We start from the raw sequence: 15382 nt of genomic DNA, 5'->3' as shown, positions 1-15382 counted from the left end.
ATAGACATGGGTACCTCCATCCTGCCACGCTAACGATGATGACCACCGGGGCATCCTGTTTTGAATACAAAATAGCGCTGCCCCGGTACTTTTTTGCCTAAAACCTGACCACAGCATCGCAAGATGTTAAACATATACCCAGACAGTACAAGCATGTTCTGTCATGTAGTTTCACAGTGTAAATTCATTCAAGGAGTGAACGAATTATGCAAGTACAGAAAATTTTCAATACCGAAGCACCTAACCAATCAACACGTATTATCGAAGGTGAATGTTCAGGTATCCTGAACTGGAACGACATTCGTATGCCCCATATGTATAAGCTGTACAAAGTACTGCTGCTCAACCACTGGATTGCAGACGAAATTCCGATGTCCAAAGATGCTTCCCAGTTCGCCCACCTGGACGAAGAGGAGAAACGTACGTTCAAAATTAACATTTCTCTGCTGGCTGTACTGGATTCTATGCAGACGATGTTTGTCGGTGACGTGAAACGTTACTTTACGGATTCTTCCCTTGAAGCAATCTCTGCCATTATCGGACAACAGGAAGTTGTGCATAACCAATCCTATTCCTATGTTCTTTCTTCGATCGTTTCCGATCAGGAGCAAAAAGAAATTTTTGAGTACTGGAAGCATGATCCAGTACTGCTTGACCGCAACCGTTTCATCGCCGATATTTATCAAAGCTTCCGGGACAATCCGTCTCCACAGACGTTCTTCCAAGCGATGGTTGCCGACCTTATTCTGGAAGGTATCTTCTTTTATAGTACGTTTGCGTTCTTCTATAACCTGGCTCGTGATCAGAAAATGATGGCAACCAGCCAGATGATCTCGTACATCCAGCGGGATGAAAATCAGCACTGCTACTTCTTCGCGGAAGTGTTCAAACAGCTGCTCGTAGACTTCCCTGAACTGAACACACCAGAAAACATGGATTACGTGTACAAAACGATTGACCGCGCAGTTGAGCTGGAAACGAACTGGGCACATTATACACTCAGCAACGTTCGCGGCATCGACCTGAACGAGCTGGAAGACTACATTAAATACACAGCGAACAAACGCCTGCGCCTGATGGGTATGGAAAAAGCATATGAGGGTGTTGACGTAAACTGCATGCCTTGGATCAAACCATTCTCCGACGAAGCGCTGAACGCAACGAAAACCGACTTCTTCGAAGCCAAATCCCGTAACTACGGTAAAGTCGGCGACGATAACGGATTTGACGATCTGTAACAATATTACCGTAGAGCTGGAGCCAAAGCTTAATCAGGAAGCTGCTCTCTCTGTTTATGCAGGAGCTCGCCTCTTGAGTGCTCTTCTTATGTAAATGAATCACTTGAAACCAACCACTCCCTTCTGCTGGGATAGCTTCAAGGCTGCCAGCTGAAAGGAGTGTTTTTTTGTCTCTAAACCTTGTAAAATAGTTGGAAGAGTTTCCTATTCTTTTACTATGAAAAGAGGTCTAATCATGGATAGAGAGTTGCTGGAACAGATCAACACATGGCATGCACAGGAAGATTACGCTCTCATCGTTAAACGTCTTGAAGCATTACCCGAATCCGAGCAGGATGCCGAAACGATCGGACAGCTTGCAAGAGCATATAACAATTTGGAAGAGTATCGTAGAGCCATTAAACTATTGCAAGGCGTGAAGGAACAAGGCCAACTAGATCCGCTATGGCACTTTCGATTAGGTTATGCCTATTATTACGTCGCTGAATACAAGCTGGCACAGGCAGCTTTCGAAGAAGCGAATCGACTTGAGCCCGATGACGAGTCTACCCTGGAATATCTGGACTGGATTCGCCCCAAAGCAGCTAAAATGGATCAGGATCGCATTCGCTGGGAGACGGAGCAGGCAGAGTGGGAGCAAAGCGGAACACTAAACCAGCTTCAGGCTGCTTCAGGCACATACGATCCTGCAGCGTTCTGGCGGTATAGCGATTATGCGCAAGATAACCATGTGTCTGCTCCTTTTGACGAGGAATTAATTCAATCCATTGAACAGGAACTCGGCTACAAATTGCCAGCTTCCTATATTCAGCTAATGAAAACGCAAAATGGCGGTTTTCCTGCGCGCACAACGTTTCCGACACAAAAGGAAACCACATGGGCAGAGGACCACATCGCGATTACAAGCATCAGCGGGATTGGCCGGGACAAAATGTATTCTCTCGGAGGTGAGCTCGGCAGCCGCTTCATGATTGAAAATTGGGGATACCCCGACCTCGGAATTGTCGTCTGTGACTGTCCGTCCGCTGGTCATGATGTCGTCATGCTGGACTATCGCTTCTGCGGCCCTCAAGGTGAACCTTGTGTCGTTCATGTGGACCAGGAAAGCGATTATGAAATCACCTATCTTGCGCCTAATTTCGAAGTATTCGTCCGCGGTCTGCTGGATGAAGAACAATTTGATCTGCTAGACGAGGAAGGCTCTGACTCTCTTGATGAAAGACAGGCAATTACTGCTGTATTCACAGAGAACCAAAGCGTGTCAACATTCTCTAAAGAAGCCATCGCACCTTTTAGGTTCATTGATGCAGGAACCAATTCCTATTCCGTCATTCTCAATGCAGGTACATATCTTCAGGACGTTTTTGATTCACGCGCAGATGAAGGTTTCGAAGGTGGCGGGTACGATTGGGCCTCCCTCGCATCTGTGTTCCTTGAAGAAAAGATGCCGCATCTGACTTCGGTGATTCGTTTCGATCCGGAAGCCGATATGTTCTGTGCTTATACAGATGACAAAGATGCACTTATATCCTTTATTCTCGGGTTCAAGCGGGCCTGCGAGCAGCGTGATCTTATTCTTGACCTGTTTTCAAGAGCGGAGCTGGACTAAACAGAAAATAAGGAGCCCTTTTATGACAACTCGCATCTACTTTGGTTCGAATAGTCTCGGGCATGTCCCGGAGCCCGACCTGCAGCGGGCACTTGATCATTTCAATATCGGGGAATTAGTCCACTTTCACCGGACAGCTGAAGGGGTGATGGGACAGACCTTGCTCATTCAAACTACGCAAGGCGAGTTTATTCTGAAAGGCAATCCGTTATACAACGGACAGTTTCAGGAAGAGCAATTTTTCGTGGAACAGCTGTCTGCTCGAACAACCATCCCTGTGCCTGTTCCCTATCAGATTCAGGAGGACACGCAGCTGCTGGGCTGGAGTTACGTAATCATGCCCAAGCTGCCTGGAAACCATCTATATGATCCTGTTTTCCAAACGACTCTAACTTCACAAGATCATAAAGACATTGCTGATGTACTGGCTGAAACGTTAGCCGAGCTGCATCACTGGAAAGTTCCGGATGCCGGAGAATATGATCCTGTGGCAGATAAAATCATGCCTTTTGCCGGCTCGTATCTGGACTGGCTGTACGGAAGCATCCGCCACTGGCTGCACGATGCGGAGAAGTACTCCGTGATTACTGACGATGATTTGCGCTGGGTGGATGAGCAATTGAGGCAGTCCGAATCTGCTTTTTTAGTCTCGACGGTCCATGAATTTGTCATGGGAGATTTCAAAGTTGAGAATTTTCTTGTCCAAAAAGCAGATCCGCCTGCGGCTCCGTGGAGAATCAGTGGATTATTTGATTTTACGACGGCTTATTTCGGTGATGGCACAGCCGATCTGACTAAAATGACCGCAAGATACCTTCGGGAAGATCGGCCTGATCTGGCTGCGAGATTTCTTCGTCATTACCGGGAAAAGGTCTGTGCAGACGATGTGGAAAAATGTAAACATTTTCGTTCGCGCCTTCTTATTCATCTATTGTATCAACGTATTCTGTGGTGGGGTGAAGCGAAGGCGACAGGACAGGTAACTTGGGAAGCGGATCTGTCTTTTGCTCCGTGGGCAGAGCAATATATCGAGAGGGTGCTCTCTTTGCTCGACTGAACGTTCAGATCGTAAGACAAGCTTGCGGCTTGCAGGTGTTAAAGGACTCCATGACTACCGATGGATCTGCATCCATAGTGGTGAAAACCTGATGTGATAACTCAAAACGAAAGCAGCCAGTGATCCTTGTGATCACTGGCTGCTTTTAATTTGCTCTATATTATAGCCCACGTCTACTTGGTCTACCTCAGTTATAGTCACATCAAAGATCTACTGAATTCTATAGTGATCCAACGATTCAAATTAAAACTGTGTGGCAGGAGTCTTTTGATGTTTTTGCAAAAACTCGACCATTTTACGATAAACTAAAATTTCATTTGTTTTTCTGGAGAAACCATGGCCCTCATCATCCAATACGATGTACTCGACGTCTACGCCTTTCTCCTGCAGTGCGGATACGATCTGGTCGGATTCAGCCTTGACCACCCTTGGATCATTGGCTCCTTGGATGACCAGCATCGGGTTTACCATCTGATCCAGATACGTAATTGGCGAATCTTTGATCAAGCGTTCACGGTCACGTACCGGATCACCCAACCATTTGTCCATCATAGGCTTCCAGTCTTCCGGTACAGATTCCAGGAAGGTAAACAGATTACATGGCCCAAAGATATCCACAGCTGCGCGGAACAGCTCTGGATGACGACCTGCCAGCAGCAGGGTCATATAACCTCCGTAACTGCCGCCCACCACAAATAAACGCTCTGGGGAGCTAATACCCTGATCAAACAACCACTGAATGCCTGCGACACAGTCCAGCCTTGGCCCTTCGCCCCAATCCCGCTCTACCATCTTCACGAATGCAGCACCATAACCGGTACTTCCCCGGAAATTCGGAGCAAAGATGTGGTAGCCCTGTGCCAGCAGCAGCTGGAACATCGGCCGAAAGAACTTGCCCTCCGATGCCTGCGGTCCGCCATGCGGCCAGAATACGCTGTAACCGTTAGCTTGCTCCGGTTTGGCTTTGAACAGCAGTGCTTCAATCTCCAGTCCGTCATAGGAACTGTACCTTACTACATCTGGATATACGAGATCATCCGGGTTCAGACCCGTTACCCGATTGGCCGTTAACGGCTCCCAAGAATCAGATCCTGCGAGCAGACGATAGATGTTGTGCGGCTGTACAGCACCGCGTCCAAGAATGTACACGTTACCGGCTTTGGTCACGTTCACCTGTTCGATCGTATCAAGCGGCATGTCCATGCGGCGAGGTTTTTCAGCATCTTTTTCCAGCACATACATGTGGTACTCCGGCCCGGTCATTGTCCAAACAAATAACGTTTCAGATGCCTCATGCCAGCGAATTTCTTCTACATCTTCTCCTTCAATGTGACACAACGCTCGGAACTCTCCCGTATCAATCACATACTCAGCCACATAGGAATAGGCCGAATCATCATTGGTAATCAGCAGCAGGCGATCATTTCCTGCAAACAGAACATATGGAACCTGACTCTGTCGCTCGGTAACCGGTACTATGGAATGAGATTCCCCGTTCCGGTACAAATGGGCTGTCTGGTACGTGTTGGAATACATTTTGATGATAACATAGGCTTCTTCATTCGGGCTTACTGCGATCAGACTGCTGGTTGCCTCTTCTCCTTGATGCAGCAGCTTGTCCTCTCCCGTTTCCAGGTCACGGCAGCGTGAGTTCAAATAATTCGGATTGCCCGAACTGGTATTATAATACAACCGTTTCCCATCCTCCGATAAGTGAGCATAATAACAGCGGTCATTTGGCTCTGCCGGCACAATAGGCAGCGGAACTCCACCCTCCGGCGGCAGTGCATAGAGGTGATAATTTTCATCCCCATCTCGATCAAAAGCAGTGAGCAGATGACGCCCCTGCGGATCAGCCTTAATAAATTGACTGCTTTGGTCCAAATACGTCAAAGGATAGGGATATCCCCCAGGCAAATCCAACGCCCAAATATTCGGCTGACCATTCAGGTTGCTGTCCATATACAGCTTCTTCTCATCCGCTGATACGGCAAAATGCGAAATACGATACGTCTGAAAATATTGCTCCACATCCGGTTTTGGAAACTGAATCATCATAAACCTCCTTATGATTGAACCCGTGAATTTAACATTGGTAAATTAAGGTGCTATTTGTCCAGTTTATCGTTTATTCCATTGTTTTCACAATAGATATGTGAGCTTTAATTCCATTAATATTTTCTAAGAGGCATATCCTTACGTATAAAAGGTCATGTGCGGTTTATCCTCACGGTAATATGTCAACCGCTGCTTCAAGCTGCCTGTATGCAGTTCGAATAGATGTCCGTCCGGGTCTGTAAAATAAACCGATCTCCCATCCCGCTCATCTCTCGCTCTTCCGGGAATAATATCGGCTCCTGCAGCTCGCAGCTGCTCCACTGATGCGTCAAACTCTTCCTCTTTTACCGTAAACGCGATATGGGTATAGGTTCGTTCCGTATAATTCCGAAGAACATCCTCCTGGTTCAAAGCAATCCAAAGGCCCGCCAGTTCAAAGTAGGCCAGCTTGCGTCCTTTCACCTGAATTCGGGCACCCAGAGCCTGCTCAAAGAACGTAATGGATCGCTCCAGATTCGATACGGAAAAGCACAAATGATTGATTCCCTGAATGTTCATAGGGCTCCTGACACCTCCATCAAATTTAAAGATTCACATCCTTATTATGGTATATTTTTTGCATAGAAAACAAGCATGTTACTTCGTATCACCGCACCTTCTTCTGGGCGAACGCATAGGGTAGGTTTATCAAGAAACGTTCGAGGAGGATGTCAAAACCATGAACCCTGTCTATCCATTTTACGGTGAAAAAACGGTGTGCAAGCCGCAGAAGTTAGCCTTTCCGCCCCAACATCAGGATCGGCAGCCCGGTCTGGAATCGCTGATGGTGCCCGAACCGATCAGTGAAGATCCTGCTTATATAGGCAGCTGTAAGCTTCAAAACAAGGTTGCCATTATTACGGGCGGCGACAGCGGCATAGGGCGAGCGGCGGCAATAGCTTTTGCCAAAGAAGGTGCAGACGTAGTCATCGCTTATCTATATGAACGAAACGACGCAGAATGGACACGTGATCGGATCGTGGAGCTCGGTCAGCGCTGTCTGCTCATCGAAACAGATCTGCGGCTCAAACCAAACTGCGAAGCAGTCATTCGCAAGACCATGGAAACGTTCGGGAAAATCGACATACTGGTCAACAACCACGCCGTGCAGTATGTGCAGCAGAGCATTGTCGACATCACCGAGGAGCAGCTCTACCATACGTTTCAAACGAATGTGTTCTCGTATTTTTTCCTGATCCAGGCAGCCCTTCCCCATCTGTGCCAAGGGGCATCTATTATCAATACTGCCTCCATTACAGCCTACAAAGGCGATGTGCGGCTAATCGATTATTCTTCGACCAAAGGGGCCGTGGTGTCTCTCACCCGTGTACTCTCCCAATCCCTGGCTGACAAAGGCATTCGTGTAAACGCCGTGGCTCCGGGGCCCATCTGGACTCCGCTTATTCCAGCCAGTTTCTCGGCTGAAGATGTGCAGGTGTTTGGCACCGATACGCCTATGGGGCGGGCCGGTCAACCTTACGAGCTGGCGGCGGCCTATGTCTATCTGGCATCACGTGATTCCTCCTATGTCACGGGTGAATGCATCCATGTCAACGGCGGCGATATGGTGACTACGTAAGCTTAAATAAAAGTGTGTATTCAAACAGCTTGTTTGTATCTCTCATGGATATAACAGGACATGAAATAGGCCCGGATTGTAAATTGTAGATTGCAGGTTACAGACTGAATCCGGAACTCCCGAAATGGGTGAAGACCTAGACATGCATTAGCAGAGAACCGCACTCTGAAAGGCATGTATTGATGCTCCTCACTCTTGGTGTCAGGTTGGATTTGGTTGGTTTGGCAGGAGATTGGTTATCCCGTTGCGAAAAGGGTTAGAAGCTTTACTCCGGTTAAGAAACGGAATCTGACATCTCGCGACAAGGAGCTGATTGACAAATGAACTTTGATCCCCTTTACCAACCCTATCCCTCATACCGTGTGCCGGTATACGCCAAACAGGGCATGGTGGCGACGTCGCAGCCGCTCGCTGCGCAGGCTGGTCTGGATGTGTTGAAACAAGGCGGCAATGCGATTGATGCCGCCATCGCCACTGCGGCAGCACTCACCGTGCTGGAGCCGACCTCCAATGGCATTGGTGGCGATGCTTTTGCCCTCGTCTGGACAGAGGGCAAGCTGCACGGCCTGAATGCCAGTGGGCCTGCGCCTCAGAGCATTTCGATTGAGGCGCTTCGAGCGGCAGGCTGTACGGAGATGCCGAAGCTGGGGGTTGTGCCGGTGACGGTTCCTGGCGCACCGGCAGGATGGGCGGAGCTGAGCCGTCGTTTTGGACGGCTCACGCTGGCGCAAGCGCTGGAACCAGCCATCCGCTATGCGGAGGAGGGTTATCCGCTTGCGCCGGGGCTGGCCCGCCACTGGGCGCGGGCAGCCGAGGTCTATGCACGCCAGGGCGATGCGGAAGCAGGGCGTGCTTGGTTTGAGACGTTTGCCCCTGGCGGGCGTGCACCCGCTGCGGGGGAAGTGTGGCGCTCGCCGGGCCATGCGGCCGCGCTGCGCCGAATTGGCGAGAGCGAAGCGCGAGACTTTTATGAAGGAGAACTGGCGGAACGCATTCACGCTTTTATGGCCGAGCATGGCGGTTACCTCACCCGTGACGATCTGAAGGCTTTCCAGCCTGAATGGGTTGATCCGATCTCTGTCTCCTATCGCGGCTATGATGTGTGGGAGATTCCACCGAACGGGCAAGGACTCATCGCCCTATCTGCACTTAATCTGCTGAAGGGATTTGACTTTGCCGAGAAGGAATCCGTTCTGAGTTATCACCGGCAGCTGGAAGCAATGAAGCTGGCTTTTGCCGATGGAGAAAAATACATTACGGAAGAACACAAGATGGGCGTATCTGTGGAAGAACTGCTGTCTGAAGCGTACGCCTCAGAACGGCGCAAGCTGATTGGAGATACGGCACGGGCACCAGAGGCAGGTGATCCGCGCGGCAGCGGAACAGTATATCTGGCTGCCGCAGACGGCGAAGGAAACATGGTCTCTTTTATCCAGAGTAATTATATGGGCTTTGGTTCAGGATTGGTGGTGCCGGGCACAGGCATTGCACTTCAGAACCGCGGGCATAACTTCTCGCTTGATCCGCAGCATGCCAATGCACTGGAGCCGGGTAAACGTACGTATCATACCATCATCCCCGGGTTTCTCACCCATGGCGGTGAAGCGGTCGGCCCTTTCGGGGTAATGGGCGGTTTCATGCAGCCGCAAGGTCATGTGCAGGTCATCATGAATACGATCGATCATCAGCTCAATCCACAGGCTGCGCTCGATTCTCCGCGCTGGCAGTGGATCAAGGACAAAACGATACTGGTTGAGCAGGGCTTCCCCCCTCACATTGCCCAAGCACTCGCTCGTAAAGGGCATGATATCCGAACTGAGCTGGATTCGTCCCCGTTTGGACGCGGGCAGATCATTTGGCGCAACCCGCACACGGGTGTGTTATGCGGAGGAACGGAAAGCCGAACGGATGGCTCAATAGCAGCGTGGTAGAGAGCATGGTAGAGATTAATAATGCAGTGATGCGTACTGTACGATTATGTACTTAATGAGGTAGTTCTGGAGTGGTGGATAACCTAAGGATGTAATAAGGACTTATAATACTGAAAAAGGCTTTTAAAATAGGCTTTAAGATAGGTCATATCGATTAGACGTGACGTATGTAAAGGTCAAGCAGGGCAGAGCAAAGTAGAGTGAAATTACTCTGCTTTGCTTTTTTTATTTTCACGTTTAATTCAAAGCAAACTTATAACTGGAGAGAACACTAATGTAATGTAACAACACAATTGTAAAAACCACGTTTAATTCATGAAATGGATTTATATTTCTGTAAACTTTCATTAAACACCATTAAAAAAACACATTTTTCACCGATATAGTTAAAGGGAAAATCTCGCTGCATAGATGACTGGTGTCCATCTATCATCCAGTAAATTTCCATAAGCATACATAAAAGCACAAAGAAATGGGGGCATTTCAATGAAAAAAATGATGCATATCCGAATGGGGCTCACGATACTCATGGCCCTGACGCTGCTGGTACTAGCGGCCTGTTCCAACAGCTCTAAAGCGGCGGTTGCAGATACCAAAACCAGAGTGGGGATTGTCCTCACGGAAGTGGGACTGGGAGACCGATCGTTCAATGATGCTGCTTTTAACGGATTGGTCAAGGCCAGAGACGAGAAGAGCATTGTTTTTGACTATCGCGAACCCAGCAAGGATTTGACGGCTGAAGCTGCGTTTGAGGAGTTTTCCAAAGAGAAGTTCGATCTCATTATCGGTCTGAGCAATACGGTTCTGACGGATATGGAGAAGGCTGCCGCTAAATATCCAGATCAGCAATTCCTGTTAATTGATAGTCAGTCTGCCCTGCCTAACATTGCATCCATCTCATTTCGTGCCGAAGAAGGAAGTTATCTGGCTGGTATCATTGCAGGCATGGCTTCCAAAGAGAACCATGTCGGTTTTCTGGGTGGAATGGAGATTCCAGCACTCAAAGATTTTGAGCAGGGATTCAAACAGGGCGTACTCGCCGTTAACCCCGAGGCTGCTGTAGAAGCTGTTTATGCAGGTGATTTTGGCAATGCGGATCTCGGCAAACAGCTGGCTCAAAAAATGATCCAGGAACAGAATGTCGATGTGATCTATGTGGCCGCCGGTCTTACCGGTGTAGGCGCACTAGCCGAAATACAGGCACAGGGTAAATATGCCATTGGCGTGGATACGGATCAATTCTTTTTGGCGGAAAAAGCAATCCTTACATCCATGCTGAAAAATATAGATGTCTCCATCTATAACGCAGTGAATTCGTTCATTGAGAACAAACATACCTTCCCGAAAAAGGAAATCGTAGAGGGGCTGGCAGAGAACGCAGTAGGCTTGACTGGGCTGCACAACATCACGTTGAGTGAGGAGCAGCAGAAAACCTTCGATGATCTGAAAACTAAAATTTCTTCGGGTCAAACTAAAATTACATTGAATCCATAACCCACGGATCGAGGAGGTACGCATATGAAATTACAGGGAAAACTCATCATCAATGCTCTGATCTCAGTGCTTCTATGTCTTGCGCTGGTCGCATATATCATCACGGAACTGCTCGGCATGAATGCGAAAAATCAAAACTTGGTACCTGCCATGCTGAAGGTAAGTGAGCTGAACTCCAATCAAATTCAGACACAGCAGGCGCTGGATGTTTACTCCTTCTCGATGACGGCCGGTAATCAGGAAGCTGTACTGGTTCTTCTAAAAGAAGGCCAAGCCTTAATTAAGGAGCTGAACGATGGACTGCTGGAAACGGTTGAGGAACGGCAGCTCATTCAAACGGTTCAAACAAAGCTGCAGGCACTGGAAAAAGGCGCTGCCGAGGCCATGACCAGCATGAACAGTGCGGAAGCGAAGCGTTACAGCGCACGGGTTCGAGGCATACAGAATGACATTTATTCGCTGAATGAGATTACGCGGGAGCGGTACACACAGTACACGTTGGATCTAGAGAATGACATCCAAATGACCTGGCAGGTGGCTCTGGGCGGTGCTGCCCTTTTGTTCATCACGGTCATGCTGTTTAATATGTACACATCACGTCAGATATCCAAGCGCATTCGACTGCTCAAGGAAGCTGCGGGACATATCGCTAGCGGTGATCTGACCCAAACGCTGCCTGAACCTAAAGGGAAAGATGAACTTGATGATCTGAGCCGCTCCTTCGGGCAAATGACGAATAACATTCGCGGCATTATCCAGTCCATCGATACAGCTGGACAGCGAGTAGATCAGATGGCACAGGATATTGACCGCGGCAATGATACGGTACAAGCGATTGTGCAGCAGGTCTCCCGTACAACGGAAGAGCTGTCCATCGGCAGCCAGAAGATTGCCGAGGACCTCAGCGAAACCGTCATCGTAGTCGACAAAATGCAGTCTACATTTCATGGCAATCTGCAGGCCACTTCTCAATCCGCCATGGCTGGACGTGACGTATTAGCTACGGTGGAAGAGGGGAACAAGGCCATTAAAGAACAGCTGCGGCTGGCCGAAGTGAACCGCCAAGCGATGTCCGAAGTGGAACAGACTGTACTGGAACTGGAAGAAAGCGCGGCTCGCATCACTACAATGACAGGATATGTATCCGAGATCGCGAAGCAGACAACCCTTCTATCTCTGAATGCCTCCATCGAGGCTGCACGTGCGGGGGAAGCCGGACGCGGCTTCGCTGTCGTGGCAGGAGAAGTGAACAAACTCGCTGAGCAGTCTGCCCAGTCCGTCAAACACATCTATGCGGCTGTGAATGAGATTACCGAATCGATGGAAAAAGTAAAAAGCTCTGTGCTGCAGAGTACGCAGCTCTTTGGTGAACAGGAACAAGCCACTGGCCAGACACGGCAATCCTTCTCGGCCATCCGCGAAAGTGTAGAGCGGATCAGTGCGGGTATCCAGCAGCTTGCTGACGATATGCATCACTCAAGCCAGCTTAGCTCCCAAGTACAGCATGCCATCGAAAATATCAGTGCCATCACCGAGCAGTCCGCGGCCAGCAGCGAAGAGATCACTGCTTCTACTGCGGAGCAGCAGCGCTCCTTCAACGAAGCAAGCATCAAAGTCAAGTCACTGCGTGATATCAGTGCGGAAATGCATCAGGAACTCCAGCGTTTCCGTCTCTAGGATAACCTGGAGAGCAGCGGATGACATGCAGCGCGTGATCCTTCTAACTCGCGGTGTACGTATGGTGTACGCGTGGTGTACATACGGTGTATGCGTAGTAGTGCACGTGTGTTGTACGTACGGTGTATGCATATTGTATTGATTCTAGGCGTATCATGTAAATTTTGGGGGAATCATATTGGCTGGTTGTGCGGCTAAGGCTGCATACTGCTCATATATGGGCAGCCTCGCTGAGGGATTCGACGAAATCATAGTAATTCCGTGCTGAGCAAGACATTACATTTTATTGTAACGATCTCAGGTGACCTTATTTGAATGATTTTGAGTCGTTAGAGATTCTAACGATTTCCACGGAGCTTATTTTGGATAAAATTGAAGTAATGGCTCCATTTCCAACCTAAATGATCGAAATAGGGTTCCCTGGGATCGTTAGAGAATAAAGTTTGAGAATATACCCCAAATAAAGTTCTTCAGGATCGTTAGAAATTTCCACCTTCTAAGAGTGGATATTAGCGTTAGGTAACTCGCCTTCGTCAGTAATAGTTAGTGAGTCTTTTTTAAGTTGGATTTGTGGATTCGGTTCGTGTGTGTAGCCTTGGGTTCGATTCATGCGTTTGGTTCGCTGGTTCGGCCTTGGTTTTGGTAATGCTGCTGCAGCGTATCCAATGGTCGCTGACCATAAACAATGATTTAACCATGTTTCTATTATTATTGAGAATATAATACTAAAAAGGAGCCCTCCACAACTTGGATGGGGCTCCTTTTTTGATCCTTCTTTGATACCGCTTGTACGTAGGTTTAATCCATTAGTCAGGTCCAGCACATTTATATGTTAATGCTTTTGTATGATGCTGCTCGCTGGTTTAAGATGTTTCTTACAGCGCATCAATGATATCTCCAGCCAGCAGGGATGACGGGTCACCGCGCAGCAGAGCTGCTCGTTCGGCTGCCTGTCCATGCAGGTATACGCCGAATGCGGCGGACTGCTCTGCGCTTAGTCCTTGGGCAAGCAGACCGGCGATGATGCCGGTCAATACGTCCCCTGCACCGCCGGTTGCCATGCCGGCGTGGCCGGTGGTGTTAATGTACGCCTCGCCGGAAGGCGCTGCGATGACCGTTCGTGCTCCTTTGAGCACAAGGGTCACGCCCTGCTCGCGGGCGTACCGTGCAGCGTGTCCAATTCGGTCACGCTGCACCTCGGGGGTCGGCATGCCCAGCAGACGGCCCATCTCGCCTGGGTGCGGCGTAAGGATCGTCGCCGCACTGCGCTGTCCCCAGATGCGCGGCCCGCCCGGGCCTGCATCTGCCAGCATGTTGAGGGCGTCCGCGTCAATAACAAGCGGACGATCCGTCTGCTGCCACAGACGGCGCAGCCAGTCGGTGTCGTCTTCGAAGCGGCCAAGGCCAGGGCCGGTCGCAAGCACGTCGCGGCTCTCCGCAAGGCGCAGCACAGCTGCGGCGGTAGCCGCGTTCCATTCGCCGCTGCCGTCATCGGCTGCAGGGGCAAGCATTAGCTCGGGCACGGTGCCGATGACATGCGGCATCAGCGCCGCGGGCAGCGCCCATGTGGCAAGCCCGCAGCCTGCGCGCAGCGCGGCTTTGGCCGAGAGCAGGCCTGCGCCGCTCATCGGCATGCTTCCTGCGGCCAGCAGCACATGGCCGTAGGTGCCCTTATGGCCGTCCGGTGCCCGGCGGCGGCCTGTGTCCACGCGCAGCACAGCCTGCAGCACCTCTTCCGTCAGCAGACGGACCGAGGGGCCATGCTCCGGCGCGAGCCGCGCGGGTATGCCGATGCCGCGCACGACAATGCGCCCCGCGGCAGAAGCGCCCGGGTACTGTACCAGCCCGCGCTTAAGCAGCGCAAGGCATACGGTCACCCGGGCTTTAACACAGGGCTCGTACACCTCCCCCGTATCGGCATCCAGCCCGCTTGGCACATCGGCGGACACGACCGGCTTGCCGCTGTCGTTCGCCGCCTGAATTAGCGCCGCGTACGCGCCGCGCGGCGCCCCTCGCGAGCCGGTGCCCAGCAGCGCATCCACGATGCCCGTGCACCGGCTGAAGTCCACGGCTTCGCGCCCGTGGACCACGGCAGGGATGCCGAGCTGTGCGGCGGCATCTCTCTGCACTGCGGCTTCGCCCCGCAGTGCCTCCGGGTCGTCGGCGTAGACCAACGTCACGCCGAGCCTCGCTTCCACCAGATGGCGCGCCGCAACCAGCCCGTCGCCGCCATTGTTACCCTTGCCGATCAGCATATACCAGTGCTGATCACCGGGATGCAGCATCACCAGCGCCGGGTCGGCGATGATGTCGCCCCCATAACCCGCGCGATCGCCGGGCCCGGTGTGTGCCCGTTCCGCCCTTTTGGCCGGGCCATGATCAAGCCAGGGGCGAATGCCTGAATCGCCCTTACCATTTTCACGTTGAGCTTCATCGTCTTCAAACCGGCCACGACCACACTGGCCCCCCCGGCACAGTTTGATGACTTCCTCGGCAATCGCTCTGCCTGCATTCTCCATCAAACTGGCTGCAGGAATGCCAAGATGCCGGATCGTATGCTCGTCCACCGCACGCATCTGATCAGCCGTCACGATAAACAACAGTCATCCCTCCCGATCGACATGCTCATTTTATCTGCATCCGCCATTAACATTCATTAGCTTTCCGTTTCTACGTCCTGCCATTCCATCCGATCCAAGC

The 15382-nt window shown here is 50.6% G+C and carries 10 protein-coding genes; 7 read left to right on the top strand and 3 right to left on the bottom strand.

All coding sequences use genetic code 11. The features are described from left to right. Positions 1-206: 206 nt before the first annotated feature. From MKY97_RS02785 to MKY97_RS02775, 3 genes are all read left to right on the top strand, one after another. Complete coding sequence (locus tag MKY97_RS02785) at positions 207-1238, top strand: ribonucleotide-diphosphate reductase subunit beta (RefSeq protein WP_342554010.1); 1032 nt, start codon at positions 207-209, stop codon at positions 1236-1238. 235 nt (positions 1239-1473) lie between these two features. Then, positions 1474-2847 (top strand): Imm51 family immunity protein, encoded by a 1374-nt coding sequence (locus MKY97_RS02780; RefSeq protein WP_342554009.1) that lies wholly within the window; start codon positions 1474-1476, stop codon positions 2845-2847. A gap of 22 nt (positions 2848-2869) precedes the next feature. After that, positions 2870-3904, top strand: coding sequence for an aminoglycoside phosphotransferase family protein (locus MKY97_RS02775; RefSeq protein ID WP_342554008.1), 1035 nt, complete (start codon positions 2870-2872; stop codon positions 3902-3904). A 243-nt stretch (positions 3905-4147) separates the two neighbouring features. On the opposite strand, the gene MKY97_RS02770 is transcribed toward MKY97_RS02775, so the two are convergent. Continuing rightward, positions 4148-5959, bottom strand: coding sequence for a S9 family peptidase (locus tag MKY97_RS02770; RefSeq protein ID WP_342556210.1), 1812 nt, complete (start codon positions 5957-5959; stop codon positions 4148-4150). Positions 5960-6100: 141 nt separating this feature from the next. Beyond that, positions 6101-6520: a metallothiol transferase FosB gene (fosB, locus tag MKY97_RS02765; RefSeq protein WP_342554007.1), complete on the bottom strand. Its 420-nt coding sequence runs from the start codon at positions 6518-6520 to the stop codon at positions 6101-6103. A 160-nt stretch (positions 6521-6680) separates the two neighbouring features. Here fosB and MKY97_RS02760 point away from each other — a divergent pair, with 160 nt between their 5' ends. The 4 genes from MKY97_RS02760 to MKY97_RS02745 all read left to right on the top strand — a co-directional run bounded on the left by MKY97_RS02760 (position 6681) and on the right by MKY97_RS02745 (position 12682). Beyond that, positions 6681-7580 carry an SDR family oxidoreductase gene (locus MKY97_RS02760; protein WP_342554006.1) on the top strand — a complete coding sequence of 300 codons (900 nt, stop codon included), beginning with the start codon at positions 6681-6683 and terminating at the stop codon, positions 7578-7580. A 320-nt stretch (positions 7581-7900) separates the two neighbouring features. Then, complete coding sequence (locus MKY97_RS02755) at positions 7901-9511, top strand: gamma-glutamyltransferase family protein (protein ID WP_342554005.1); 1611 nt, start codon at positions 7901-7903, stop codon at positions 9509-9511. A 486-nt stretch (positions 9512-9997) separates the two neighbouring features. Continuing rightward, a complete protein-coding gene (locus tag MKY97_RS02750; protein WP_342554004.1) occupies positions 9998-11005 on the top strand; it encodes a BMP family ABC transporter substrate-binding protein in 1008 nt (335 codons plus the stop codon). Between the two features lie 24 nt (positions 11006-11029). Beyond that, positions 11030-12682, top strand: coding sequence for a methyl-accepting chemotaxis protein (locus MKY97_RS02745; RefSeq protein WP_342554003.1), 1653 nt, complete (start codon positions 11030-11032; stop codon positions 12680-12682). Between the two features lie 875 nt (positions 12683-13557). On the opposite strand, the gene MKY97_RS02740 is transcribed toward MKY97_RS02745, so the two are convergent. After that, entirely contained in the window at positions 13558-15282 is a 1725-nt protein-coding gene (locus tag MKY97_RS02740; RefSeq protein WP_342554002.1) for an NAD(P)H-hydrate dehydratase, read from the bottom strand. Positions 15283-15382 lie beyond the last annotated feature (100 nt).

Origin of the sequence: Paenibacillus sp. FSL R7-0652, from assembly GCF_038595045.1 — a bacterium.
GTDB lineage: Bacteria > Bacillota > Bacilli > Paenibacillales > Paenibacillaceae > Paenibacillus.
Note: the sequence above shows the minus strand (reverse complement) of the source record. Positions and strands in the feature narration are given on the sequence as shown.

Excerpts from the sequence above, each read along its gene's own strand:
- MKY97_RS02785 (WP_342554010.1), top strand. The coding sequence starts at position 207 with ATGCAAGTACAGAAAATTTTCAATACCGAAGCACCTAACCAATCAACA.
- MKY97_RS02780 (WP_342554009.1), top strand. The coding sequence starts at position 1,474 with ATGGATAGAGAGTTGCTGGAACAGATCAACACATGGCATGCACAGGAA.
- MKY97_RS02775 (WP_342554008.1), top strand. The coding sequence starts at position 2,870 with ATGACAACTCGCATCTACTTTGGTTCGAATAGTCTCGGGCATGTCCCG.
- MKY97_RS02770 (WP_342556210.1), bottom strand. The coding sequence starts at position 5,959 with ATGATTCAGTTTCCAAAACCGGATGTGGAGCAATATTTTCAGACGTAT.
- fosB (WP_342554007.1), bottom strand. The coding sequence starts at position 6,520 with ATGAACATTCAGGGAATCAATCATTTGTGCTTTTCCGTATCGAATCTG.
- MKY97_RS02760 (WP_342554006.1), top strand. The coding sequence starts at position 6,681 with ATGAACCCTGTCTATCCATTTTACGGTGAAAAAACGGTGTGCAAGCCG.
- MKY97_RS02755 (WP_342554005.1), top strand. The coding sequence starts at position 7,901 with ATGAACTTTGATCCCCTTTACCAACCCTATCCCTCATACCGTGTGCCG.
- MKY97_RS02750 (WP_342554004.1), top strand. The coding sequence starts at position 9,998 with ATGAAAAAAATGATGCATATCCGAATGGGGCTCACGATACTCATGGCC.
- MKY97_RS02745 (WP_342554003.1), top strand. The coding sequence starts at position 11,030 with ATGAAATTACAGGGAAAACTCATCATCAATGCTCTGATCTCAGTGCTT.